Source organism: Gilliamella sp. LMG 34362, from assembly GCF_984569125.1.
This window is the reverse complement of record NZ_OZ474902.1, coordinates 1,573,128-1,598,958: the sequence shown is the minus strand read 5'-3', so window position 1 is coordinate 1,598,958 and position 25,831 is coordinate 1,573,128. Positions and strand designations below refer to the sequence as shown.

The 25,831-nt window shown below is 32.3% G+C and carries 22 protein-coding genes and 1 pseudogene; 17 read left to right on the top strand and 6 right to left on the bottom strand.

What is annotated here, in order from left to right; genetic code table 11:
* Nucleotides 1–796: 796 nt before the first annotated feature.
* The 7 genes and pseudogenes from AC5LWZ_RS07365 to AC5LWZ_RS07335 all read left to right on the top strand — a co-directional run.
* Nucleotides 797–1,525 (top strand): annotated as a pseudogene (locus AC5LWZ_RS07365) (ABC transporter substrate-binding protein); the annotation flags it as partial.
* Between the two features lie 138 nt (nt 1,526–1,663).
* Entirely contained in the window at nt 1,664–3,178 is a 1,515-nt protein-coding gene (locus AC5LWZ_RS07360) for an amino acid ABC transporter permease/ATP-binding protein (protein ID WP_493464185.1), read from the top strand.
* 53 nt (nt 3,179–3,231) lie between these two features.
* Nucleotides 3,232–3,717 carry an L-2-amino-thiazoline-4-carboxylic acid hydrolase gene (locus AC5LWZ_RS07355; protein ID WP_086363667.1) on the top strand — a complete coding sequence of 162 codons (486 nt, stop codon included), beginning with the start codon at nt 3,232–3,234 and terminating at the stop codon, nt 3,715–3,717.
* Nucleotides 3,710–4,945: a M20 family metallo-hydrolase gene (locus AC5LWZ_RS07350; protein ID WP_493463375.1), complete on the top strand. Its 1,236-nt coding sequence runs from the start codon at nt 3,710–3,712 to the stop codon at nt 4,943–4,945. Before AC5LWZ_RS07355 ends, AC5LWZ_RS07350 begins: the two co-directional genes overlap by 8 nt.
* A gap of 80 nt (nt 4,946–5,025) precedes the next feature.
* Complete coding sequence (locus AC5LWZ_RS07345) at nt 5,026–5,607, top strand: hypothetical protein (RefSeq protein ID WP_493463374.1); 582 nt, start codon at nt 5,026–5,028, stop codon at nt 5,605–5,607.
* 364 nt (nt 5,608–5,971) lie between these two features.
* Nucleotides 5,972–6,763 (top strand): acid phosphatase, encoded by a 792-nt coding sequence (locus tag AC5LWZ_RS07340; RefSeq protein ID WP_181414662.1) that lies wholly within the window; start codon nt 5,972–5,974, stop codon nt 6,761–6,763.
* Between the two features lie 177 nt (nt 6,764–6,940).
* Complete coding sequence (locus tag AC5LWZ_RS07335) at nt 6,941–8,338, top strand: FAD-binding oxidoreductase (RefSeq protein ID WP_493463373.1); 1,398 nt, start codon at nt 6,941–6,943, stop codon at nt 8,336–8,338.
* 234 nt (nt 8,339–8,572) lie between these two features.
* On the opposite strand, the gene AC5LWZ_RS07330 is transcribed toward AC5LWZ_RS07335, so the two are convergent.
* Nucleotides 8,573–9,454: a LysR family transcriptional regulator gene (locus AC5LWZ_RS07330; protein ID WP_294884194.1), complete on the bottom strand. Its 882-nt coding sequence runs from the start codon at nt 9,452–9,454 to the stop codon at nt 8,573–8,575.
* Between the two features lie 160 nt (nt 9,455–9,614).
* On the opposite strand from AC5LWZ_RS07330, the gene AC5LWZ_RS07325 reads away from it, so the two are divergent.
* Nucleotides 9,615–10,577, top strand: coding sequence for an aldo/keto reductase (locus tag AC5LWZ_RS07325; protein ID WP_493463372.1), 963 nt, complete (start codon nt 9,615–9,617; stop codon nt 10,575–10,577).
* Between the two features lie 66 nt (nt 10,578–10,643).
* On the opposite strand, the gene dsdA is transcribed toward AC5LWZ_RS07325, so the two are convergent.
* Entirely contained in the window at nt 10,644–11,975 is a 1,332-nt protein-coding gene (gene dsdA / locus AC5LWZ_RS07320) for a D-serine ammonia-lyase (protein WP_294892262.1), read from the bottom strand.
* Nucleotides 11,976–11,995: 20 nt separating this feature from the next.
* Complete coding sequence (gene dsdX / locus AC5LWZ_RS07315) at nt 11,996–13,333, bottom strand: D-serine transporter DsdX (RefSeq protein WP_493463371.1); 1,338 nt, start codon at nt 13,331–13,333, stop codon at nt 11,996–11,998.
* Between the two features lie 212 nt (nt 13,334–13,545).
* Here dsdX and dsdC point away from each other — a divergent pair, with 212 nt between their 5' ends.
* From dsdC to AC5LWZ_RS07285, 6 genes are all read left to right on the top strand, one after another.
* A complete protein-coding gene (dsdC, locus tag AC5LWZ_RS07310) occupies nt 13,546–14,508 on the top strand; it encodes a DNA-binding transcriptional regulator DsdC (RefSeq protein ID WP_294892260.1) in 963 nt (320 codons plus the stop codon).
* 162 nt (nt 14,509–14,670) lie between these two features.
* Entirely contained in the window at nt 14,671–15,495 is an 825-nt protein-coding gene (locus tag AC5LWZ_RS07305; protein WP_493463370.1) for a MetQ/NlpA family ABC transporter substrate-binding protein, read from the top strand.
* 247 nt (nt 15,496–15,742) lie between these two features.
* Nucleotides 15,743–16,678, top strand: coding sequence for a hypothetical protein (locus AC5LWZ_RS07300; protein ID WP_493463369.1), 936 nt, complete (start codon nt 15,743–15,745; stop codon nt 16,676–16,678).
* Between the two features lie 152 nt (nt 16,679–16,830).
* Nucleotides 16,831–17,760 carry a hypothetical protein gene (locus AC5LWZ_RS07295; RefSeq protein WP_493463368.1) on the top strand — a complete coding sequence of 310 codons (930 nt, stop codon included), beginning with the start codon at nt 16,831–16,833 and terminating at the stop codon, nt 17,758–17,760.
* Between the two features lie 150 nt (nt 17,761–17,910).
* Complete coding sequence (locus AC5LWZ_RS07290) at nt 17,911–18,837, top strand: hypothetical protein (protein ID WP_493463367.1); 927 nt, start codon at nt 17,911–17,913, stop codon at nt 18,835–18,837.
* Between the two features lie 239 nt (nt 18,838–19,076).
* Entirely contained in the window at nt 19,077–19,976 is a 900-nt protein-coding gene (locus AC5LWZ_RS07285; RefSeq protein ID WP_294884736.1) for an endonuclease/exonuclease/phosphatase family protein, read from the top strand.
* Between the two features lie 132 nt (nt 19,977–20,108).
* On the opposite strand, the gene cmoB is transcribed toward AC5LWZ_RS07285, so the two are convergent.
* Nucleotides 20,109–21,077, bottom strand: a complete 969-nt coding sequence (cmoB, locus tag AC5LWZ_RS07280; protein WP_493463366.1) for a tRNA 5-methoxyuridine(34)/uridine 5-oxyacetic acid(34) synthase CmoB — start codon at nt 21,075–21,077, stop codon at nt 20,109–20,111.
* A gap of 35 nt (nt 21,078–21,112) precedes the next feature.
* Entirely contained in the window at nt 21,113–21,883 is a 771-nt protein-coding gene (gene cmoA / locus AC5LWZ_RS07275) for a carboxy-S-adenosyl-L-methionine synthase CmoA (RefSeq protein WP_232354826.1), read from the bottom strand.
* Between the two features lie 32 nt (nt 21,884–21,915).
* Between cmoA and AC5LWZ_RS07270 the strand changes: the two genes are divergently transcribed.
* Nucleotides 21,916–23,070 (top strand): metallophosphoesterase, encoded by a 1,155-nt coding sequence (locus AC5LWZ_RS07270; protein WP_198247220.1) that lies wholly within the window; start codon nt 21,916–21,918, stop codon nt 23,068–23,070.
* Between the two features lie 24 nt (nt 23,071–23,094).
* Nucleotides 23,095–24,183 (top strand): ribonuclease D, encoded by a 1,089-nt coding sequence (rnd, locus tag AC5LWZ_RS07265; protein WP_294910548.1) that lies wholly within the window; start codon nt 23,095–23,097, stop codon nt 24,181–24,183.
* Between the two features lie 71 nt (nt 24,184–24,254).
* Here rnd and AC5LWZ_RS07260 read toward each other — a convergent pair whose 3' ends face one another.
* Nucleotides 24,255–24,947 carry a 5'-methylthioadenosine/adenosylhomocysteine nucleosidase gene (locus AC5LWZ_RS07260; protein WP_294884730.1) on the bottom strand — a complete coding sequence of 231 codons (693 nt, stop codon included), beginning with the start codon at nt 24,945–24,947 and terminating at the stop codon, nt 24,255–24,257.
* Between the two features lie 99 nt (nt 24,948–25,046).
* Here AC5LWZ_RS07260 and AC5LWZ_RS07255 point away from each other — a divergent pair, with 99 nt between their 5' ends.
* Nucleotides 25,047–25,817 (top strand): SDR family oxidoreductase, encoded by a 771-nt coding sequence (locus AC5LWZ_RS07255; RefSeq protein ID WP_110447834.1) that lies wholly within the window; start codon nt 25,047–25,049, stop codon nt 25,815–25,817.
* The last annotated feature ends 14 nt before the right edge of the window (nt 25,818–25,831 follow it).

Here is a 25,831-nt window from a genome sequence, read left to right as displayed (position 1 = left end):
AGGGTGCAACCAATTTTTTATGACCATAACAATGAAGCAAGAATAATAAATAGAAATTTATAACAAAACAGGTAAAACTTCTTATACAAATCAATTATTATCTTATAAAGTACCGTAACAACAAGTACTTTGCTTATTGATAGTAGGGTGGTATCGAAAAGAAAATAGTTATGTAAACTCGAACTTGACGAACAGAAAAATAAACTAAATTGGGATGGTCCAATATAAGTACAATATATTTAATAGAATGTTGAATTTTCATTAAAAATGATAAGGTAAAGAAATGATGTCAATAAAAATTGGTTTTACAGGTGGCATCCGCATAGTTGAATTAGTTACAGACAGCGATATTTGATGCATATTTTAAAGCATTTTATGAGAGTATTGAATGTGCTATAAGAAATTATGAATGGTTCAAATCAGATCCCGATTATAAATATTAATCAGTAATGGTAACAATTTCTACCATTCCTTATTGTATGAGCTACAGTAAGATCCCTTTATCTGTTTTCGATAATTTACAATCGGACGAGAAACCAATTTGGTGGACTGGCAAAATTCCTAAAACCACAACGTAGTTACTTTTATTTTACCTCTCATCCCTCTTTTCCTCAAAATTTTAAGGAAAGTAGTTGATGTTTTACATCATAATTTATGATGGCATATATTTAAATGCTATAACAATATAACTATTTATTATTATTCAAATAATTCTTTATTACTATAATCAAGTACATCCTGATGATAATTAACAATATCTCTAATTAAATAGAGACTTACACAAGGATGGAAAATTATGCGCTCTTTCCTGTCTTTTTATAAAAACATTTTTGCCGTGATTATTGGCGTTGTTTTTCTTTTTATACCCCCTTTAGCGGTAGCAAAAATTGATAATGATTCAAATGTGCTAAGAATTGGCATTGATTTGACCTATGCGCCTTTTGCTTATCTGGAAAATAATCAAGCTGAAGGTTTTGACCCTGATTTTATGCGTTTGTTAGCACAAAAGTCTCATAAGATAGCTGAGTTTAATGATACTCGAATTGAAAATATTATTATTGGACTGGAATCAGGCCATTATGATGTTGTAGCTAGTGCTTTATATGTTAATGGTACACGAGCTAAACAAGTTGATTTTATTCCTTATTTACAGACTGGTGGTGTGCTATTAGTTCGACAAGATGATAAATTTAATCCACAAACCTTAGAAGATTTATGTGGTAAGAGTGTATCGTCTATGAAAGGGGCGGCATGGATTGAAACAATGAATCAGATCAGTGAGACATATTGTAAATCTCACCATCTTCAGGCCATTATGGTCAAAGAGTACCCAAGTGCTCCAGAAGCTTCTCAAGCGCTCCTTTCACATGGTGTTGATGTGCAATATGAAGATGCTGCGGTGGCAAATATGGTGATCAAACAACTAAATAACAGTTTGAAAATCACTAGCAAAAATATGATAAATCCTGTTCTGATTGGTTTGGCTGTGCGCAAGAATGATACGGAATTCAAGCAATATTTGCTCGATCTTATTAAATCGGTACGACAATCGGGCGAATACGATCTATTGTTAAAAAAATATAATTTAGCTTATCCCAATCAAACATTACTACAAGATAACATCGATTTTATTGCTACCGATTTGGCAGGCAATTTAAAACAAATTCAGAATGTTGAACAGAAAGGCTTTAATTGGAGTTATTTTTTTAATGAGTTGATTAATCCTAATTTTGCAAAAGCTAGTTGTACTGTTATTTCTTTAAGTGGTTTGGCGTGGCTAAGTGCTTTAGTTTTTGGACTATTATTAGCTTTGGGTAATCGCTCAAAGCGCTTAGTATTGGTAAAAATAACCGCATTTTATATCTGGTTATTCAGAAGTTTACCATTATTAGTTTTGTTAATTTATATCTATAGTTTACCTAGATTTTGGCAAGCAAGTAGTGTTGTATTATCTAATCCTTTTTGGGCAGGGTTGATTGCATTAATTCTCAGTGAAAGTGCCTATATGGCTGAAATTCATCGTGGGGCGTTACAAGCAATTTCCAAAGATCAAATTGATGCAGGTAGAGCCTTAGGTATAAGGTACTGGTCAATTCAAGCTAAAATCGTTTTCCCTCAAGCACTGAGAATAGCCTTACCACCACTAACAAATCAATTTGTTACCATTATAAAATTAACATCGTTAGTATCGGTTATTTCATTAACTGAAATTTTATTAGTTGGTCAACAGCTTTATACCCGTAACTTTTTAGTTATTGAAACGCTAACTATTGTTGCGATTTATTATGTGGCTATAGTGACTATAGTAACTTGGCTAATCAAGCGTTTTGAAGTCTCTTTGGATGTTACAAAACGTTCCAACATTGCGACAATTGAAGCAAATGAATTTAAGTCAATTTCTCATAAAGAGAATAATCTTTTATCAACAAGTAAACCAAGTAAGTATGTGTTAGAGTTGCAACATTTGTCTAAAAATTATGGTAATACAAAAGTTCTAAAAGACATTAATTTAGATGTCAATTGGGGGGATGTTATATCGATTATAGGTCCATCAGGTTCAGGCAAAACAACCCTTATTCGAACCATTAATGGTTTATCCGACTTAGATGAAGGAACGATTAAATTTGAAGGAATTCCCTTTATTAATGGCGGACAAATACATGATAAACAATTCTATAATCGAATTGTGCATTTAGGAATGGTATTTCAAAATTATAACTTATTTCCCCATAAGACTGTTTTAGATAATCTACTTTTAGCGCCTGAATATCATGGCAAAGATTTAGCGATAACGAAACAATTAGCTTTAGCTTTATTAGATAAAGTAGGGATGTTAGATCATGCCTATAAATATCCGCATCAGTTATCTGGTGGACAGCAGCAAAGGGTAGCAATTGCTAGGGCTTTGGTTATGGAGCCAAGTATTATGTTGTTTGATGAACCTACATCAGCCCTCGATCCTGAACTGGTTAATGAGGTTTTACAAGTTATTGCAAAACTGGCAACAGAAGGGATGACTATGTTAATTGTTACTCATGAAATGTCTTTTGCATTTAAAGTTTCCAATCGTATCCTCTTTATGGAAGAAGGACAGATTATTCATGATGATTTGCCTAATGTTTTAAAAAATAGTGATGATAAACGTTTACAACAATTTCTTAATCAGAATGAACGTTGATAATAAAAATTTAAACTTAAAAAATAATAGTTAGAATGATTGAGGTATAAGTGATGCAAGAATTTCCCGAAATAGGTATTTTACATCGTCGTAAAATTGAAGCAGAAATAATAAAACCTATATATGAAATATTAACACGCGATTATGGTAAAGAGGTCGCTAAGGCGGTTATTGGCGAAGCGGTTGCCCAAGCAGCAGTTGAATCTGGAAAAGAGTTTGCTGCAAAGGAGCCCAATGGTACTAGCGTTGAAAGTTTTGTAGCCTTACAACATCTGTGGGAACAAGATGATGCTTTAATAATTACTGTCGTTGAAAACAGTCATGAGCGATATGACTATAATGTCCATCGATGTCGATACGCAGAAATGTATCAGCAAATGGGATTAGCTGAAATTGGTTTTTTATTATCCTGTAATCGCGATAGTAAATTTATCGAAGGCTATGCTCCGCAAGTTAAATTAGATCGTCCTCATACTATTATGATGGGTGATGGTATTTGTGATTTTCGTTACTGCCTAAGGGGCAAAAATAATGAGTAGTTTACAACCCAAAATTAATATTACACGCCTTGAAAAATTGCTTGATGATTTTGCTCAAATAGGCAAGACTAAAAATGGCGGTGTGACACGTTTAACATTAACGAGTTTAGATAAACAAGCCCGTGATTTACTTATTCAAATTAGTCAATCTGCTGGTTTTAAAGTTCAAGTCGATGCGATAGGTAATATTTTTATACGTCGAGAAGGCCTTAAAGATTTACCAGTAGTGATGACCGGTTCACATGGTGATAGTCAACCAAAGGGTGGCCGGTATGATGGGATCTATGGCGTATTAGCTGGTTTAGAAGTTTTACTAACGTTAAATGATTATAATATTCAAACTAATCACCCTATAGAATTAGTGATGTGGACTAATGAAGAAGGTTCACGTTTTGCGCCAGCCATGATGGGATCAGCTGTTTTTACTGGCAAGCTGGATCTTGAGCAAGCTTATGCGATAAAAGATCAAGATGGTATTACGGTTAAACAAGCATTAGAAGATATTGGTTATTTGGGTAATGCTAAAATAGCCAATCAATCAATTAAAGCCATTATTGAGGCTCATATTGAACAAGGTCCTATACTTGAACAACAAAATCAAACAATTGGTATTGTTAAAGGTGCGTTTGCCCAGCGTTGGTATGAAGTCACATTGACGGGTTTAGCTGCCCATGCAGGAACAACGCCAGTCAATATGCGCCAAGATGCGGTGGTGGGATTATCTGAATCTGTGACTGCTTTAAACCGACTGGCATTACATCCAGACAGCAAAGATATTAGGTTAACCGTGGGTATGATAACTGTCAGCCCAAATTCTCGTAATGTAGTTGCGGATCATTGTTTTTTTACTATAGATCTACGACATTATGATTCTGAATTATTGGCAAACTTTGAAACGCTTATCTATGCTCAATTATCTGAAATTGCTGAGAAATTAAATTTAAAACTGGAAATAAAAAAAGTGCTTAGCATGCCATCTATCCATTTTGATCTAAACTGCATAACGTCAGTTAGAAAGGCGGCAATAAAAAATAATTATTCGGCAATTGAAATGGTTTCTGGTGCAGGTCATGATGCTTGTCATTTGAGTAGCATTGCGCCGACTTCAATGATATTTATTCCTTGTATCAAAGGGATAAGTCATAATGAAGCTGAATCGATAACTACTTCCTGGTGCAAAGCCGGAGCAGATGTTTTATTGGATACTTTATTAGAATTATCGCAATAAACGATATTATTTTCCTCTAATAAAGACATAATTTGATTATTTAAATTAAATCCATTGTTTACAAGATTAAAGGATTAAAAATGAAAAAAATAATTTATTTTGTTTTGGCTATTTTCATTATTGGATGTGCTCCTAAAGATTCTGTTCGTATGGTTCCCCCCAAAGAGTATGATAGATACAACACAGGTATAAAAATCAAATATTGTGTGTTTAATACAGATAAAAATCAATGTAACGAATATATAGGTAAAAATGCTCTCTATATTTTTGTTGGCAAAAAAAATGATTATAGGCAATATTATACATATTTTAATGACATACTTTTAACTTATCCTAAAATTGAAGCTGCCCAAATTGACGATGCAATAAAAGAACTTGTCAATTTTTTAAAATGGGCAAATTTACCTGCACAAGAGCGTTCTTTAAAACAAAAAGAATATGAAGATAATATAAAATTAGGCGTATTAGGTAGAAAATATTTAATAAATAATAATATTCCTTATATATCTCAGACCCTTATTGATAACGGTATTTTTGGCTTATTTAAGTCTGAAAGACGTTATTTAGTCGATGAAGTTACAACTAAAAAAATATTAGTTCAATTACTAATTTGGAAAAAATTTATTCAAAAAACGAATATTTCCTTAGATAATAAAAAATAATCTCAATTAATTATTTTAAGTGAATAAATGAATTAATATATTTTCATAAGGTCGTATACTCGACCTTATAAGAAGTAATAAAGTTTTCGTACTTCGATATTCAGTATTTCAATGCTTTTAATATCAGTTTAAATACAATTGAACTTTTCTCGCATTTACGTTCGAATGACTAATCTAACAAAGATATAATCCATTACAATTAGATTAGTTTTTCCATTTTCAGTCAAACAATTGATAAAAAACTAGAAATGTTTGTGCAATGTTAGATGTTTCTTTCACTTTTTATTTATAAAAATTTTTTTAAGATCCCTTAATTTAATTAATTGTTTTTTTAAATCAATCAACCAAGTAATAGGAGTAAATAATGGCTAAAAATGTTAAGAACAGAAAACTAACTATCTTTATTTCAACGCTATATTGCTCTTTGATTTTTTCTTCATCGTTATTTGCTTTCCAAAAAGGTTCAACTGAGGATTTTCTAGGCCATGAAGTAGGGATTACTTATCACACTGCCGAGCAAGCGGTGAGTAGTAAAGAGTATTTACCTGTTTATCCAGAAGAAGGGACACCTGAATTTGAAGCAGATAAAATAGCTTATTTACATGGTTATAACCTTAAAGGTACAGAGCGTTGGCAACAAGCGATACAGGATGCTGATTTGCATATTGCGAATGTGGCTAAAATATTTTCTCAATCGCTCGGTATCACAATTTCGCCAGAGACTACGCCTACTTTATATAAAATGTTTGGCGATCTATTAGTCGATTCAGCAGACAATGCGACTAAAACTGCCAAAGAATTTTACATGAGAAAACGTCCATTTGTCTATTTTGGTAATCATTCTTGTCAACCGATTGAGGAAGAGGATCGATTACGTCAAAATGGATCTTTCCCATCAGGTCATACAGCTTATGGTTGGACATTAGCATTAGTTTTAGCTCAAATTGCTCCTTCACATGCCGAAACAATAATAAAACGTGGTTATGAGTTTGGTCAAAGTAGAGTGATTTGCGGTGCTCATTGGCAGACAGATGTTAACGCTGGTCGTATAGTCGGTGCTGTAGAATACTCAAAATTACAAACTATTGCAAAATTTCAAGAAGACCTTCGCAAAGCTAGCGAAGAAATTAATCAACAATATAGTTTATTAAAATAAGTAGTCTATCTCCCCTGAGTGAATAAAGAATCTAGTTTATAATAGGCTTAGGGGAGCACTATTATGAATTTTTAAAGTTATCTAACTCTATATTTTTCAATAAAATAATGGAACTATATATTTATACTAGTTAAGATAATCATTCTAGCTATATTTGATTTGCAATTAGTATTTAAAATGAAAAAAATAAATTTATTATTATCTGTATTTGGTTTTTTATTGCCCTTGACTGTCATGGCAGTAGAAGTTAATGATGTAACTGGAATGACACCAGTTCAAGTTGCTACAGTTGTGCAACCAGAATCTACTCAACAAGTTGTTGATATAGTTAAAAAGGCTAGCGGGCCAATTAGTATTGCTGGTGGTAAATATAGTATGGGAGGACAAACCGCAATTCAGGGTGCCGTACAAATAGATACTCGCAAATTAAATCACGTTATTGATTTTAAACCTGAACAAAAGTTGCTAACTATCGAGACCGGTGCCACATGGCATCAAGTCCAAGCGCTTATAGACCCTTATGATTTATCTGTAAAAATAATGCAAAGTTATGCTAATTTTAGTATTGGTGGATCATTAAGTGTTAATGTTCATGGCCGTTATATAGGTGAAGGACCTATAATTCTTTCGGTAAAACAATTTAAAATTGTGTTAGCTGATGGCAAAGTAGTAATAGCTAGTCCTGAGCAAAATCAAGATATATTCTATGGTGCTATTGGGGGTTATGGTGGCTTAGGTATAATCACCGAAGTGACTTTACAACTTGCAGATAATGTTAAAGTCAAACGTTTTAGTAAAGCTATGCCAATTACCAACTATTATCAATATTTTACCCAACATATTCGTTCTGATAAAAAATCGATATTCCATAATGCGATAATTTATCCACCAGATTATAAAAGAGTGAGATCCGTTACTTATAAACAGACTGAAGAACCATTAACGATTTTGCAACGATTAAGATCTGATGATAAAAAATCGCATAATCTGGAAAAGCCAATCAAAATTGTATCTTCCTCGACTACTGGTAAAAATTTACGTAAATTATTTGATGATTTTTATTACATAAAAAAACCAGTAATGTGGCCTAATTATGAGGCTAGTTATGATGTCTCGTATTTACAACCGATAGCGACTAAAAATAAAAGCTTTGTTTTGCAAGAATATTTTATACCGGTTGAACAATTTGATCACTTTTATCCAAAATTAGTCACTATTTTGAAAAAATATAAAGTTAATGTTATTAATATTTCTATTCGTCATGCCAACCAAGATAGTGGTTCATTACTGGCTTGGGCAAAATCGGAAGTATTTGCTTTTGTGGTCTATTATCAGCAAGACACTGATGAATTGAGCAAACAACATGTTGGTAATTGGACAAGGGAATTAATAGATGCTGTTTTGGAAAATCAAGGAAGTTACTATCTACCTTATCAATTACATGCGACAACAGAACAATTTCAAAGAGCATATCCACAGGCTGAGCAATTTTTTAAACTTAAAGCTCGTTTAGATCCACACAATAAATTCAGTAATATGTTATTGAAACGCTACCATATTCAAACCGTTCAATAACATAGTGCCAGCAAGATAATTAGTTATTTTTTGTTAAATAACTAATTATTTAAGCTGATATTAGATAATATCAATAAAGTTCAATACATTGTTTAACATTAGAAAAGATTTTATTTTTAAACTTATGTGAGCTTCATTTTAATGTACTATATAACGAGTATTAGACATAAAAATTGTTTGTAGATTTAAATATTAATTTTTCATGTCATTTTTTATCAACCATTTGAAACTAAACTAGTTTTTTAATGCTTCTAATACTAGTCTAAATACATTTGAATGCCCCTTACGACTTGGATAATAAATATAAAAAGGTTCATATGTAATTGAATATTCAGGTAATAATTCTATAAGTTGTCCTGATGCTAATTCATTTTTTACATCTGGATAACCAATCCAACTAATACCTAAGCCATCAAGAGTAGCTTGTTTTCTTAAATGATTATTGATTGTGAAGTGAGAAATAGGGTGATATTGAATAATATTGCCTTTATCGGAAAACTCCCATATCGATTCCATTCCATATTGGGTTGAAACTTTTTTGCCAATTAATAAATGTTGATCTAAATCATTTATCTGTTTTGGTTTTGTTCTCTGACGCAAATAATCAGGACTAGCCACTAAAGCCATTCGCAAAGGTTCTGATATTTTTACTGCTACCATCTCTTTTGCCAAATCATTTCCGATTCGGCAGCCCATATCGAAACCTTGTTTGACAATATCAACTAAGTTATTGTCACATTGAATTTCAATTTTAATTTGTGGATAGCGTAGTGAAAATTGGCTTAATTTAGGGTATATAAAATTTTCAATAGCAATATTCGATGCATTAATTCTAATGGTACCCGATGGAGTATCAAGGTAATCACCAAGAGCAGCAACTTCTTCATTAATTTGTCGATATAAAGGGGATATTTGTTTATAAAGTTGTTCTCCTGCCTCTGTCAATGATAGGCTTCGAGTCGTGCGATTAAATAGTCGTAAACTCAGACGTGTTTCTAAGTTTCGCATGCTATGACTTAGTGCTGAGGACGAAACACCTAAAGATTTAGCTGCACCAACAAAGCTTTTTGCTTTAGCTATAGTAATAAAATAGTTTAGTTCATTATAGTTATACATCGGATATAAATAGAAAATTAATGAATTTAATTCATGATACTATAAATGAATAATACGTTTATCTCAATAAAAGTTAACGATAAAATAATCATAATTAAAATTGAATTTTTAACAATTTATTAAATTATTCAATCTATTATTAACTAGTAAGGTAAAAAGTATGGATTATATAAAATTAGGTAATTCTGATATTGAAGTCTCACGATTTTGTTTAGGATGTATGAGTTTTGGCGATCCTGCTAGTAAAATGCATGATTGGACACTTAATCCAGAACAAAGCGAAACAATTATTAAACATGCCTTAGATCTAGGAATTAATTTTATTGATACAGCAAATACATACTCTAGTGGTACCAGCGAAGAATATGTAGGAAGAGCGATTAAACGAAATATAGCTCGAGACAAAGTAATTCTGGCTACTAAAGTCTATTTTAATGAAGGGCATTTATCTAAAACAGCAATTGAACGAGAAATTGATGGATCCCTGAGACGATTAGGTACTGATTATGTTGATTTATATATTATCCATCGTTTTGATTACAGTACACCAATTGAGGAAACCATGGCTGCGTTACATCATTTAGTTCAGAGTGGTAAAGTACGAGCATTAGGTGCTTCTGCGATGTATGGTTATCAATTTTATAATATGCAATTAGCCGCTAAAAAAAATGGTTGGACGCCGTTTGTTTCGATGCAGAATCACTATAATTTATTATATCGTGAAGATGAAAGAGAATTAATTCCTATCTGTAAGCAATTCAATGTTTCATTAACCCCTTATAGCCCTTTAGCTGCAGGTAGACTATCCCGGTTAGAATGGCAGACCAATACACTACGTAGTAAAACTGATAAAACGGCTGTTGCTAAATACGATAGTACCCAACAAATCGACATGAATATAGTGAAAAGAGTTAATGAAATTGCGCAAAAATACACTGTAACCATGACTCAAATTGCTCTTGCATGGCAATTTGCCAAAGGCGTTGCTTCACCAATCATTGGGGCAACCAAAACGCAATATTTGGATGATTCGGTAGGGGCATTAAAGGTTTCATTAACTAAAGAAGATATTGCTTATCTTGAAGAACTTTACTTGCCTCATCGTATTGTCGGCGCGCTTTAATTGGTTGCAATGCACAAGATTAAATTTACTGACAAATATTATTGGGATATTTGTCAGTAACTGTTACTAAATTTTTCCTAAATTTAAATATTTTTGCATCTCCTCTTTCGGTACCATTCCGCCGCCAGTTGCCCATACTAAATGAGTTGCATTTTGTAGTTGCTGATGGGTAAATTGCATACGTTCTAAATATTTCGAATTGTTAGTTACAATGACGGGACCTTGCATACCAGCTAAAGCAGAAGGTTCAAGTTGCATGTTTTCGGTTTTATCCAGTAATACTAACAAATCATACATATCCTGATCAGACAGGGTGTAATATCCATCTAAGAGACGTTGCATCGCTCGTCCAACAAATCCAGAAGGCCGACCCACAGCCAAACCATCTGCGGCAGTAATATTATCAATGCCGATCTCTTGTACCGAAATTTTGTCATGTAAACCAGTATAAACCCCTAGTAACATACACGGTGAATGGGTCGGTTCAGCAAAAATACAATGTACATTATCACCGAATGCCATTTTTAAACCAAAAGCAACACCGCCAGGGCCACCACCTACACCACATGGTAAATAGACAAAAAGAGGATGATCTTTATCAACTTTAATTCCCAACTCATTGAATTGTTGTTTCGTGCGTTCACCTGCGACTGAATAGCCTAAAAATAGGGTAGTAGAATTTTCATCGTCGATGAAGAAACATTTTGGATCAGATTCTGCTGCTTTACGGCCTTGTTCAACGGCAACACCATAGTCTTGTTCATATTCAATAACATTAACACCATGATCTCGTAATTTCTTTTTTTTCCATTCTCGGGCATCTGCCGACATATGTACGCTAACTTGAAACCCGAGTTTAGCGCTCATTATGCCAATTGATAAACCAAGGTTACCTGTTGAACCTACCGCAATACGATATTGACTAAAAAACTGTTTAAACTTATCGGAATAGAATTTGCTGTAATCATCATGTTCTGATAATAATCCATTTTCAATAGCTAGTTTTTCAGCATAAGTTAAGACTTCATAAATACCGCCGCGAGCTTTAATTGAGCCAGAAATAGGTAAATGACTATCTTTTTTCAAATAAAGTTGACCGGCGATAGCAACATTATATCTGGCTTCAAGGGCCTGTTTCATATTAGTAATTTCAACTAATTGTGATTCAATAATACCCTTGGTTGTTGCTGTTTCAGGGAAAGCTAATGCTAAATAAGGTGCAAAACGTATTAAACGATCACTCGCTTTTTTTATATCGGTTTGATCAAGCCCAACGTAAGGAAGACCTATTGCTAAAGTAGTTATATTAGGATTAAACCAGCTGCATGGTTGAAGCTGAATTAATTTTTCTACTAATGGTTTATCGGTAATAAGTGTTTTTATCTCTATTTGATTCATATTCGCTCCTTGAAAGATATCTAGATAAAATTAGATAATAAAAAAGTACCCATTAATGCCACTAATGAAGCAATGAATGTTGCGGTGGTGTAGTATTTTAAAATTTCGCTCATAGTTGCACCACAATATTGCTTAACAAGCCAAAATAATGAATCAGTAACAATGGTGCAACCAATAGCACCCGAACCTATAGCTAATGTAATGATTTCCGGACTGATATCAGGATAAAGAACTAGCATCGGTGATACGATTGCAGTGGCGCCCATCATTGCTACCGTGGCTGAACCTACTGCCGCATGCAAAATTATTGCTACTAACCAAGCTAATAAAATTGGATGCATATCTAGATGGGATAAAATACTTGCTAAACTATCACTCAAGCCACTCGCTTTTAACATTCCGTTAAATGCACCACCAGCGGCGATAATTAACAAAATATTGCCAATTGTTGAAAAACAATCTTCAGTTTTATTGAGTAGGTCAGCCATTTTCATGTTATGTCTTAAACCTAGCATATAATAGGCAGCAAATGCAGCAATAAACATAGCAGTAATAGGATTGCCGATAAATTCTAAAACTGTATGAATTGACGTGTTTTTATCCATGTTTAACTCAGCAGTTGTTTTAATCAGCATGAGAAAAATGGGTAATAACACTGTAAACAATGTTGCACTTAATGAAGGTAATTCTTCTGCAGTTCTTACTTTTAAATTGGAAAATTGTTCCGGTACAGCTTTAAATGGAATTCTATCTTTGATTATTCTTAAAAAAATAGGGCCTCCAGCTAATGATGCGATTATTCCAATAATTAATCCATATAAAATAACACTGCCGATATCAGCGCCTAAAGCATTAGTCACATACAGTGCAGCGGGATGAGGAGGAACAATACAATGAACAGCCATTAATGCAGTACATAATGGAATCGCTAACATTAATAATGAAGTTTTGGTTTTTTTAGCAATTGAAAAGGCTAATGGTATCAAGAGTACAACGCCGACCTCAACAAATAACGTTATACCGCAAATCATACCAATCAATACTATAATAACATCTGGTGATAACCAGCGGCATTTTTGTAAGGTAATACCGATGCGTTCAGCTGCACCTGATATTTCCATCATTTTTCCTAGAATGGTACCTAAACCAATTACTGCAGCTAAAAAGCCAAGTGTACCACCAATACCATCTTCGATTGAGGAAATCATTGCTAATGGCTTCATTCCCATTAATGCACCTACGTAAAAACTGGATAATAATAAGGCTAAAAATGGATGAAGTTTAAATTTGATAATACTTATTACGATTAATAAAATACTCGTTATTAAAACACCTAAAACCCAAATCGGTGAATCCATAATGTTTTCCTAGTTCAATGAAAGTGAAAATGAGCGCGTATTAGATTTTACGGGAAGATATCTGACAAATGATTATAAATCATTTTCACATGAGTAATAATCGGTTGAATAAGTTTTAGGCTATAAAAAAGTAGTAGTCATTAATTTAATTAATTGTATTTGAGTTGTCATTTTTAGTTAAATATTAAAAAATAGGTAAGGAAAGATGTACAATGTTTGATGATGATCGTTTTATTACCACTAACCGATTGGTATCTGGATATCAATTGGCTAAATTCCACACTTTTGAAGCTGCTGCACGTTATTGTTCTTTTATGCGCGCAGCAGAAGAGTTATGTATTACCCCAAGTGCCGTTAGCCATCAAATTAATAAACTTGAAGAAGAATTAAACTTTAAGCTATTTAACCGGTTTCATCGCCGGATTGAGTTGACCCCTAATGGTGAAAATTTATTCAATATTTTAAAAAAGTCATTGGCGATATTAAATAGAGAAATTTTTGAAATAAAAAGTCAGGAATTAAGCGGGCAGTTGACTATTTATTCGCGTCCTTCCTTTGCGCAAGGCTGGCTTGTTCCAAGAATATCTGAATTTAACAAAAAACATCCTTATATTACCTTAAATATATTAACAGGTAATGAAATAATCAATTTTGATCGTCATCGTATCGATTTAGCCATTTACTTTGATGATTTAGAGTATAACGACTTGGATGTTTATCATTTAATAAATGAAACAATTGTACCAGTGTGTAGCCCTGAATATGCGGAAAATAATCAAATTACTGAAGATATTGAAAACCTTAAAAATTGCTTAATAATACATGATAATCAAGCTTGGGGATATGACACCAACTTCGACGAATGGCAATCTTGGGGTAAGCACTTTAATCTAGATCTTGATTTCAAAGATTTGCCGACGATGTTATTTGATCGATCCGATTTAGCTATCATCGCAGCTATTAATCATTCTGGTATTGCCATGGGAAGAAAACATATAATTAATAAATATATTGCTTCAGGCGAGTTAATCACACCATTTCCAAATATGACTTTAACATGCAAACAGCGTTACTATGTAGTATCTGCCACTAGACACCGCAATCCAAAAGTGAAGGCTTTTGTTAGATGGTTAAAAGAAAATCTGGCTGAGCAGCCGGTTGAAAATGTTATCTAAAAATTAGTGAAAAATAAAGAGTAATTTTATATATCTATTATGAATATAGATATAATTTTTTCGTATTATCCCAATAGTTAATCACTATCTATAATGTTATCTCTAAATAATAGAATTAGTTGTTCAATTAGATTAACTTACTGATTGAAATAGGGAGTGATAATGAAAAAATATATTTACTTAATTCTGCTGTTGGGTTTGACTCTGATTGGCTGTGACAATAAGTCAGAATCAGCCAAAGAAAGTCAGCAAGACAAAAAAGAGATCATTGTTGGTTTACCGCCAAGTATGCATAACATCATGATGGAGAAAATCGTTAAGCCAGCTTTAGAACAAAAGGGTTATAAAGTTAAATTGGTAAATTTCAGCTCTCTTAGAGACTCAAATACCGCTTTAGTTGAAGGAAGTATTGATCTTAATGCAGCACAACATCAAGCTTATCTTGATGTATATAATAAAGAAACTAAAAGCGATCTTGTTTCTTTAGTCCATATTCCTTCGATTTCTGCTGCGTTATTTTCTCAATTGCATCATTCGGTTGATGAAATAGCAAATGACCAAACAATTGTTATTCCTAATGATCCTTCAAATAAAGCAAGGTCACTATTATTTTTGCAAAGCTTAAATTGGATTACTTTAAAACCTGAGAGTAAATCAGGGACATTAGATTTAAATGACATTGCTGACAATAGATATAATTTGAAATTTAAATCGATATTATCGGAATTAATTCCTCGAACTCTTGGTGAAGTTGATTATGCGATAATGCCGGGTGGTGTCGCATGGTTAAGTAAAGTTCCAGCTGATAATGTTTTAGTACAAGAAAAGTTAACACCTAATCTAGAATTAATGGTGGTTGTAAAAAAAGAAAATTTGAACAGTAAATGGGCTCAAGAGATAAAACAACTTTACCAATCAGATGCACTTAAAAAATTCATTAGTGAAGATTCTGATGCGAAAGGTCGTTTTATCTGGCCACAACAATAAGCAAACAATTATCTATAAACTATTCTAGTAATAAATTAGGATAGTTTATGTTGTTGTACATAACATTGCATATTTATAAATAATTAAAATAAATTTATTGTGTAGGTTGTTATAGCATCAAAGGTTTGATTTGATTTTAGTATTTCTTAATAAAGAGTTTTAGATTTTGATGATTTACTCTAAAATTCGTTGTGTTAATATTTACGCACTTCGATGTGAAAATTATATAAAAAAGTAGTTAAATGTGATGAAAAAAATAAAATATTCTTTTATATTAGCTTGTAGCATAACGCTTTGTAGCTGCTTTAATGGTCCAACCTCACAAGTTCGTTTAATTGATAATCCTACTGCCAATGAAATTAAGTTAGTTATTGATGGTAAAGATGTTGTCATTCCAGCTAATTCAAATATCAAGTATACTTTTGAATATGGTAAACATAATCTAGCTTATAATAATGAGTCAATTGACTTTGTTGTAAAACCTGTAAAATTCAATGGTCGAGGCTTTATTAATCCAACCCAAAGCAACTATATGTTACACACTTTTATCTATGCAACTGACAACACCAGTGATGAAACGTATGACAAATTATTTGAGAAATCACTTAATAAAGTTGATGTTATCTTAGATGGTGAGCAAGTAGAGATTGATCTTCCTGTGAAAGTGGTTAACGATTTCTTTATTGAAGATCGAGATAATAGATGGGATTACTCTATTGATGAAAATATTCCTGACGAAATTACTGAAAATCTTAATAAAAATCAATCTTATCAATCTCGTAAAATTAAAATGTATCGTGAAAGCGAATATTTAAAGTTTTTACAAGAAGATTGGTTAGAAGAGGAAGATGAGGTTAGTTTTCCTAATAAACCTAAAAAATTGTCTGAAATTAATCAGTATCTATTTCCGAAACTTGATTTAGAAAGCATAACATGTAATGAAGGTAAAAAATATTTACAGGACACATTAGATAAGTGGCAACAACTTTTTAATTTAACAGGAAGTGATTTTGCAAGTAAGTATGAAGGATTAGGGGGATATGATGGTATGCATGCCTTACTTGATTCTAAAAAACTTTGTCCTAACGAAAAAGATCCTGAACAAACTTATTCCAAAGCTATTAGGCCGTTAAACGACGCTTTAACTAAAGGTCGTGATATATACTTTTTTGTAATCAAATAAATCTGAAAATATTTTAAAGATCAAATTATAAAAAATAAAAGGCACTAAATCTTATAATTAGGTTTAGTACCTTTTGATTTTTCTGTTAACAACATTATTTTTTTTATGTTAAAATTTGTACTCTTATAATATAAATAAAACAAATGGATGTTATGAAAAGTTTAAAGTATTCTTTTATATTAGCTTGCAGTATAACACTTTGTAGCTGCTTTAATGGTCCAACTTCACAAGTTCGTTTAATTGATAATCCTACTGCCAATGAAATTAAGTTAGTTATTGATGGTAAAGATGTTGTCATTCCTGCTAACTCAAAAATTAAGTATACTTTTGAATATGGTAAACATAATTTAGCTTATAATAATGAGTCGATTGAGTTTTTTGTAAAGCCTGTAAAATTTGATGGTCGAGGCTTTATTAATCCAACCCAAAGCAATTATATGTTACACACTTTTATTTATGCAACTGACAACACCAGTGATGAAACATACGACAAATTATATGAGAAATCGCTTAATAAAGTTGAAGTGATCTTGAATGGTGAACAAGTAGAGGTTGAACTTCCGGTAAAAGTAGTTAATGATTTCTTTATTGAAGATCGAGATAATAGATGGGATTACTCTATTGATGAAAATATTCCCGACGAAATTACTGAAAATATTAATAAAAATCAATCTTATCAATCTCGTAAAATTAAAATGTATCGTGAAAGCGAATATTTGAAGTTTTTAAAAGAAGATGGTATAGAAGATGAAATTAGTTTTCCTAATAAACCTAAAAAATTGTCTGAAATTAATCAGTATCTATTTCCGAAACTTGATTTAGAAAGCATAACATGTGATGAAGGTAAAAAATATTTACAGGACACATTAGATAAATGGCAACAACTTTTCACTTTAACGGGTAGTGACGTTGCAAGTAAGTATGAAGGATTTGGGGGATATGATGGTATGCATGCCTTACTTGGTTCTAAAAAACTTTGTCCTAACGAAAAAGATCCTGAACAAACTTATTCCAAAGCTATTAGGCCGTTAGACGACGCTTTAACTAAAGGACGTGATATATACTTTTTTGTAATCAAATAAATCTGAAAATATTTTAAAGATCAAATCATAAAAAATAAAAGGCACTAAATCTTATAATTAGGTTTAGTGCCTTTTGATTTTTCTGTTAACAACATCATTTTTTATGTTAAGATTTGTACTCTTGTAATATAAACTATATAAATGGATGTTATGAAAAGATTTAAATATTCTCTGCTTTTGGTATGTAGCCTTTCTTTGGTGGGTTGCTTTGAATCAAGCACTACAGGAAAATCTGTAAAACGTTTGATTGATAATCCAACAGACAAGGAGATAAAAGTAGCAATTGATGGTAATGAGTTAGCTATTCCCGCTAAATCAAGCGTTAAATATGAATTTGAATATGGTAAACATCAGTTGACTTATAATGGCCAATCATTAAACTTTTTAGCTAAACCTTCAACATTTAATAACACTGGATTTATCAATCCAACTCAATCCAATTATTATATGTATCGAACATATTATACGAATAGTCAAGAAAATTACGAAAGTAGAATTAAAGATCATCTTAAAACGTTCGAAGTGACTATCAATGGTGAACCTCATGAGATAGAACTTCCTATTAAAATTATTAATGATGTATTTATTGAAAGAAATGACGATAGATATGAGAATGCATGGGATTATGGCATAAATGATAAGTTGCCAGATGAAATAAGAAGTAACGGTATTACTAAAAAGGATAAATTGTTTCGTGAAGCTGATTTTATTGATTATCTAGCTGAATCTGAAGAAGATCTTAAGACAATACAATTTCCAAACCAACCAAAGAAATATGCTGATTTAACTAAATATATTGTTCCCAATATTAATTTAGATAAAATTAAATGTGATGAGGGGCGAGAATTTGTAAAACAACATTTAGCTGATTGGAATAACCTTTTCACCTTAAAAGGAGATGATTTGACTAAATTATATAATCAAATAAAATCCGATGAAACTTTCAGAACAAAACACGATATCATGAGAAGATGTGTTGGAGATATAGATCCAGAACACACATATATGTATGCTACTAGAGAAATTGAATCAGCATTAGAGGATAGTGATGAATTAAATCTTATTATTATTGAATGATTATTTAATTATTGATTGATAATATATTATATGTGGCACCTAATTGAACAATTAGGTGCTTTTTTCTTGGTAAGTAAAAAATATTATTTAGATAAATATTTTCAGGATTGACAGCAGTTAATTAGCACAATTTGTAAATGATTTTATTGATATAACTCACATAAATTACAAAAAAACTTTTGGTTAAAGTTAAATCGATATAGTATTAATGTGATATTAATAATAGAAAGGAATATCTTATGAATAAAACTAAGTTGAAAATTGTCGCATTGATTAGTGGAATTATTCTTAGTACCTCTAGCGCTTTTGCCTCACTTGATGATGCTAAACAACTAAAAATCATTAGTTATAACGTCTATAATGGTATGAAGTTAGATGAGAGTGAAGGGAAACAGAAATATATTGATTGGGCCAAAGCACAAGATGCCGATATTATTGCTTGGCAAGAAATGAATTTTTTTACTCGTGAAAAACTTGAAAAATTTGCAGCTAGTTATGGTCATAAATATGCGGTTCTTTTAAAAGAATCACCAGAAGATGCTGCTTTTTTCCCTGTAGCTATTACTTCAAAGTATCCAATAGTTAATGTTAATAAAGTAGTTGATAATTTGTGGCATGGGGCACTCTATGCAGACATTGGAAATTATCATTTTGTAATTACGCATATGAATCCATTTTGGACGGCTAAACGAATTGATGAGATTAATTTAATTATCGATTCAATCAAATATAGTCGTGATCCTAAAGGGAAATGGATAATTGCCGGAGATTTGAACTCGTTTTCACCAGCAGATAAATCTGACTATGATAAAAGTACCCTTTTAGAGGATATTAAAGAAAAGCAAAAGAAAAGACCAATTTTAGAAAATTTGGTTGATGGTAAACTAAGTTATACTGTACAACAAAATCTTCTGGATGCTGGTTTTATTGATGCATTAAAAATTAAGCATAAAGAATTTGTTGCAACTGCACCAACTAAAGTATTTTATGATCAAGCATCAGTTCCATTACGCTATGATTATATCTATGTTTCACCACCACTTAAAAATAATGTCATTGATGTTGAAGTAATAAAAGATGATTTTACGGACAAATATTCCGATCATTATCCTGTTCAAATGATCATAAAAAATAATTAATATTTATCGAACTTAATTTATATAAAAGATATTGATAGATTAAACGGGCAAAAGCCCGTTTTTTTATTGTGTTTATCTATTTTAAAAGACTAGAAAAATAACCATTACTTTTAATCCAACGTAATTAAAAAATCACTTTCTTGCAACAAATACTGCCCGCATTGGCGCAGGATAACCTTCTACTGTTTTGGATAAATCGTTCGGATCTAAAAATTCCGCTAATGAATCTGATTCCATCCATTCTGTTTTGCGTTGTTCATCCAAACTGGTTTTGGATATATCAACCATTTTTATATCTTTAAAACCACATTTATGTAACCAATTTATCATGGTTGGTACTGATGGAATAAAATAGACATTTCGCATTTGAGCATAACGTTCACCAGGCATTAATGCTTGATGTTCGGTTCCCTCAATAACCAATGTTTCGAGTACTAATTCGCCACCATCAACTAATTGATCTTTCAATTGATAAAGATGATCAAGCGGTGAGCGACGATGATATAATACTCCCATTGAAAAAACCGTATCAAATGCGTTTAATTTTGGTAATTCCTCAATTCCTAATGGAAGTAAGTGAGCTCGCTGATCATTGCCTAATAGTTTTCTTATTGCTTCAAATTGGCAAAGGTAAAGAGCCATTGGGTCAATACCAACAGCAAGTTTGGCTCCCGCACCAATCATTCGCCATAAATGATAACCACTATTACAACCAACATCGAGAACTGTTTTACCTTCTAAATTATCGATATGATTAATCAATCTTTGCCATTTCCAATCGGAACGCCATTCAGTATCAATATCAACGCCATAAATATGAAAAGGGCCTTTACGCCATGGCATCATGGTTTTTAATAATTGTGTGATACGTTGCTGTTCGCCAGAAGATAATGGTTGCGCTGTTTTTACAGTTACACTATGTAATAGATCAACTTGAAAAGGAGTAATTGCAGGCAAGTGCTTTATACTATTTATCCATTGACTAAAACGGTTATCTAAATTTTGTTTTTGCCAATTAGACAATTGCGCAGGTAAAACTTCAAGCCAATTTTTAAGCTTATTTTTTGCGATAATTTGGTAAAAATCACCAAAATCAATCATTCTTTTTTCCTTTATAGTCAAATTAAATCTAGAGGTTATTTGATAGCAATAATCGAGCCAAAATTAAAACATTGAAACCAAGTATCAACATGCTCAAACCCTGCTGTTATCAGACGTTGTTTATGGGTCGCAACGGTGTCTGTAAGCATGACATTTTCTAGCATATTACGTTTTTGGCTTATTTCCAGTTCACTATAGCCATTGGCTCTTTTAAAATCATGATGCATATTAAATAATAATTCATCGACAGTTACATCACTAAAACTAAACTTTTCCGATAAGACTAATATGCCATTTGGTCGCAAAGCTTGATAAATATTATTTAAAACCCGTTGTCGATTTTCGGGAGTTAAAAATTGCAAGGTAAAATTAAGAACTACCATTGATGCATTTTGCATATTTACATTACAAATATCTTCACAGATAACATCGACAGGCGTATTTGATTTATAAGCATCAATATGTTTTTTGCATCGCTCTACCATAGGTAATGAGTTATCAATAGCGATAATGTGACAATTTTCGTGTTTGATATTACGGCGAATGGCGAGAGTGGCAGCGCCTAACGAGCAGCCTAAATCATAAATAATGGAGTTAGGTTGTACAAATCGGTCAGCTAACATACCAATCATTGATATTATATTCGAATAACCGGGTACCGATCGTTGCACCATATCAGGGAAAACTTCGGCAACTTTTTCGTCAAAAGTCCAATCACCTAATTTGTCGATCGGAGTTGCAAATAGCTGGTCTTTTTTGGTATCCATAAAAGTTATTGGTACTATAGAATCTAATTCTGTTATCATACCATTTTTTGCGTCCAATTGTTCGAGTAATTATGACTTTTGTTGATTTTATAGCCATTTTTGCAACGATTATTATCACTATTTCGGTCACATTTTTATTAGGAAAACGCTGGCAGTTTTGGTTTAACCTTCAGTTAAGCGGTTATGGTCGAATTATTTATTGGCTGACTATTGGTTTGGCCGGTGGATCGTTAATTCTTGCTAGAGTATTAAATGATATTTTAACCTCGGGATTACATCTGTTTCTGCTAACGATTTCTGGTTTGATGATCTGTAGTGTTTTTATAACACTCATTTTTGAAATTGTTTATCGGTTTTGTAAAAAGCAAATTAAGCCCAATCTTTGGCATAAAATCAGTTTTATTATTGCGGTTGTGGCTTTGTTTTGTTTTGGTCATGAAATGGCGATAAATCCTAAAATAGTTGATTATCAGGTTGTAATTAATAAATCAGCCAACGTTGATCGTCTAAGAATTGTGCAACTTTCTGACATTCATATTAATGAGCATACCTCTGCAAGTATGATTCAAAACATGATTGACAAGGTAAATAACTTAAAGGCTGATTTTATTGTGATAACTGGCGATACATTAGATAAACGATTAAAACCTTTCCTCGAAAATGGATTTATTGAACAGTTCCAACAATTAAAGTCGAAATACGGCAATTATATTATTTTTGGTAATCATGAATATTTAGGTACCCATGATAATAATAATCGTGAAGAAGATATCATTAATGCATTCAAACAGGCGCATTTAAAAGTATTGAAAGATGATATTGTTTATCTTGATGAGGTTGGCATTACGTTGATAGGGCGTGATGACTTTTCATCATATAAGTACGATGTTAAGCGCGCCTCATTATCCGATTTAATTATGTTTTCTGATACTGATAGACCAATAATTTTACTAGATCACCAACCACGAGATATTAAAGATGTAGCAGAACAACAAGTAGATTTAATGTTATCTGGACATACTCATGGTGGTCAAATCTTTCCTATCAATATATTGGTGGCGATGATGTACAAAAATGCCAATGGTATTTATCACGATACAGATCATCATTTCACCAGTATAGTCAATAGCGGTTACGGATTTGGTGGCCCACCAATTCGATTAATGACTCGCTCTGAAATCGTTGTAATCGATGTATCTTTTGTCAACAAAACTACCATTCAATAGATTATCTTAAATAGGAAGCGTACTTTGAATTATCAATTTATTATTAGTAATGATGAATTATCCAATTATTGTCAAAAGATCAAGAATAGTAGTGCTATAGCATTGGATACTGAATTTGTACGAACTAGGACTTTTTATCCTCATTTAGGGCTGTTACAGGTTTTTGATGGTAAACATGCCGCCTTAATTGATCCGCGTAATATTAACGATTGGCAGGAATTATTAGTGATTTTAACCAATCCTAAAATTGAAAAATATTTTCATTCCTGCAGCGAAGATATTGAAGTGTTTCTACATACATTTAATTGTGTTCCTTCTCCAGTAATTGATAGCCAAATTTTAGCTTCTTTTTTGGATAATCCAATTAGTAGTGGTTATGCAAGTTTAGTTAATAAATATCTTGGCGTTGAGTTAGATAAAAGCGAAACACGAACTGATTGGTTAAAACGCCCTTTGACAGAAAAACAGTGTGATTATGCTATTAATGATGTTTTATATCTGTTTCCATTAATGAATAGTTTAAAATCTCAGCTTATATCGATTGATTATTTAGCGGCTGCTTATCAAGAGTGTCAAAATGCAATTGCACGTAAATGTGAAACATTTGATCCTCAAAAGGCTTACTTAAATATTAAAAATAGCTGGCAATTGAAAGGGGATAGTTTAGGGCAATTAGCTAAACTTGCTTGCTGGCGTTATCAATTTGCCAAAACTCACGATATAGCGTTGAATTTTGTGGTACATGAAGAGATTTTATGGAAAATAGCTCGTTATCAACCAACTTCTTTAGCTGAACTGGATAAATTGGGTATGAAAGGTAAAGATATCCGTTCATATGGCCAAACAATTTTGGATATATTGCTTCAACCTATACCTATTATTCCGGCAATTCAACGTATTAATAGTTATCCAAATTATAAAAATATTGCTGATTCATTGAAACAAATCGCTGAAACAATAGCATCAAAAACAGGACTTAACAGCGAATTAATACTTTCAAGACGATTAATCAATCAGTATGTAAAATGGCAAAATGATAGGAAAGGTGAGATTCCTGAAATTCTGTCAGGATGGCGTAAACCATTATTTGAACAATATGACCTACCTAATTGATTAAGTCATAATGTAAGAATGACAAAATTTTAGTTAAAAGGTGTCAAATTCGATTGACACCAATTTTTATTTTAAGCTAGTTCACTTAGCATCGATTCAACAATTTTTGATGATTGGGCAGCAGCAAGTTTTAAAAATGATTGAAAATCAACTGCCGATTCATTATCACCATTATCCGAAATTGCTCTCACCACCACAAAAGGTACTTTAAATAACCAACAAACATGGCCAATAGCGGCGGCTTCCATTTCAACAGCGATAGCATTAGGAAAAGTTTCTTTAATCCGTTCTAAATTGTTTTTACCATTTATAAAGGCATCACCACTGCCAATTGAGCCATCAACAGCGTTGACCCCATGTTTCTTTATACATTGCTTAGCTAATGATTGATAATTAATATCAGCAGCAAACGAAACAGGACAACCTGACATTTGACCTGGTTTATATCCAAAGGCGGTTAAATCAACATCATGATAAAATACATCTTTTGATACAATAATATCTCCGATATTCAGTTCCGTTGATAGACCACCCGCTGAACCGGTATTAATAACTGCATCAACTTGATAATTATTTAATAATAATGTTGTTCCTGAGGCTGCAGCAACTTTACCTATGCCTGATTGTAATAATACAATTTCACAATTGGCTATTTTACCAATATGAAAATCACATCCTAAATGACGCTCTAATTGATAATTGGTAATTTTACTCTTTAGTATGGCTACTTCTTCTTCCATAGCAGCGATAATAGCAATTTTCATATGGTCCTCTTGGCTTATTAACCGTATATTTATTTTAAATGTGCTATCATAATTGCTGTAAGTTAACTTGACAATAAATGAATATAACGGAGATAAAATTTGCGTACAATTTTTATAACAGGTTGTTCAAGCGGTATAGGATTGATTTCAGCTATCGCATTGAAAAAACGAGGTTATCGTGTCATTGCATCATGTCGCAAAATAGCAGACCAACAAAAATTAATTGAGCAAGGTTTTGAAACCGTTTTGTTAGACTTAGACGATGCCAATTCAATTAATCAAGCTGCACAACAAGTATTAACCTTGTGTGAGGGTAAATTATATGCATTATTTAACAATGCTGGATTTGGCGTTTACGGCCGTTTAAACACTATTAGTCGATCACAATTAGAATCACAGTTTTCTACTAACTTTTTTGGTGTTCATCAATTGACTCAATTACTATTACCGGCAATGATTGAACAAAATGAAGGTAGAATAATTCAAACTAGCTCGATTGTTGGAATAGTCGCAACACCAGGAAGAGGCGCATATTCTGCCAGCAAATATGCTTTAGAAGCATGGTCTGATGTACTGCGTTTAGAGTTAGCTAACACCAATATTAAAGTTTGTTTAATCGAACCTGGTCCATTGAAAACCTATTTTTCAAATAATGTAAATCAGACCGAAAAAGAAAAAATAGTAAAAAATCCACCTATTGCCAAACGCTTTACGTTAGCTCCTGAAGCGATATTACCCTATCTGTATCACGCATTAGAGCATAATAAACCAAAAATACGTTACAGGGTAACAAAAGTAACTAAACTGGCGGCAATAGCTAAACGTTTGCTTCCAGATAGATTAATGGATAAAATTTTACAAAATAAATAAACAGTTAAACATAT

Coding starts and splice junctions, on each gene's coding strand:
- AC5LWZ_RS07345 (WP_493463374.1), top strand. CDS start 5,026: ATGAAAAAAATAATTTATTTTGTTTTGGCTATTTTCATTATTGGATGT.
- dsdA (WP_294892262.1), bottom strand. CDS start 11,975: ATGAATCAAATAGAGATAAAAACACTTATTACCGATAAACCATTAGTA.
- cmoA (WP_232354826.1), bottom strand. CDS start 21,883: ATGATAACAGAATTAGATTCTATAGTACCAATAACTTTTATGGATACC.
- AC5LWZ_RS07325 (WP_493463372.1), top strand. CDS start 9,615: ATGGATTATATAAAATTAGGTAATTCTGATATTGAAGTCTCACGATTT.
- AC5LWZ_RS07330 (WP_294884194.1), bottom strand. CDS start 9,454: ATGTATAACTATAATGAACTAAACTATTTTATTACTATAGCTAAAGCA.
- AC5LWZ_RS07340 (WP_181414662.1), top strand. CDS start 5,972: ATGGCTAAAAATGTTAAGAACAGAAAACTAACTATCTTTATTTCAACG.
- dsdX (WP_493463371.1), bottom strand. CDS start 13,333: ATGGATTCACCGATTTGGGTTTTAGGTGTTTTAATAACGAGTATTTTA.
- AC5LWZ_RS07305 (WP_493463370.1), top strand. CDS start 14,671: ATGAAAAAATATATTTACTTAATTCTGCTGTTGGGTTTGACTCTGATT.
- AC5LWZ_RS07285 (WP_294884736.1), top strand. CDS start 19,077: ATGAATAAAACTAAGTTGAAAATTGTCGCATTGATTAGTGGAATTATT.
- AC5LWZ_RS07355 (WP_086363667.1), top strand. CDS start 3,232: ATGCAAGAATTTCCCGAAATAGGTATTTTACATCGTCGTAAAATTGAA.
- AC5LWZ_RS07270 (WP_198247220.1), top strand. CDS start 21,916: ATGACTTTTGTTGATTTTATAGCCATTTTTGCAACGATTATTATCACT.
- cmoB (WP_493463366.1), bottom strand. CDS start 21,077: ATGATTGATTTTGGTGATTTTTACCAAATTATCGCAAAAAATAAGCTT.
- dsdC (WP_294892260.1), top strand. CDS start 13,546: ATGTTTGATGATGATCGTTTTATTACCACTAACCGATTGGTATCTGGA.
- AC5LWZ_RS07350 (WP_493463375.1), top strand. CDS start 3,710: ATGAGTAGTTTACAACCCAAAATTAATATTACACGCCTTGAAAAATTG.
- AC5LWZ_RS07290 (WP_493463367.1), top strand. CDS start 17,911: ATGAAAAGATTTAAATATTCTCTGCTTTTGGTATGTAGCCTTTCTTTG.
- AC5LWZ_RS07260 (WP_294884730.1), bottom strand. CDS start 24,947: ATGAAAATTGCTATTATCGCTGCTATGGAAGAAGAAGTAGCCATACTA.
- AC5LWZ_RS07300 (WP_493463369.1), top strand. CDS start 15,743: ATGAAAAAAATAAAATATTCTTTTATATTAGCTTGTAGCATAACGCTT.
- AC5LWZ_RS07335 (WP_493463373.1), top strand. CDS start 6,941: ATGAAAAAAATAAATTTATTATTATCTGTATTTGGTTTTTTATTGCCC.
- AC5LWZ_RS07295 (WP_493463368.1), top strand. CDS start 16,831: ATGAAAAGTTTAAAGTATTCTTTTATATTAGCTTGCAGTATAACACTT.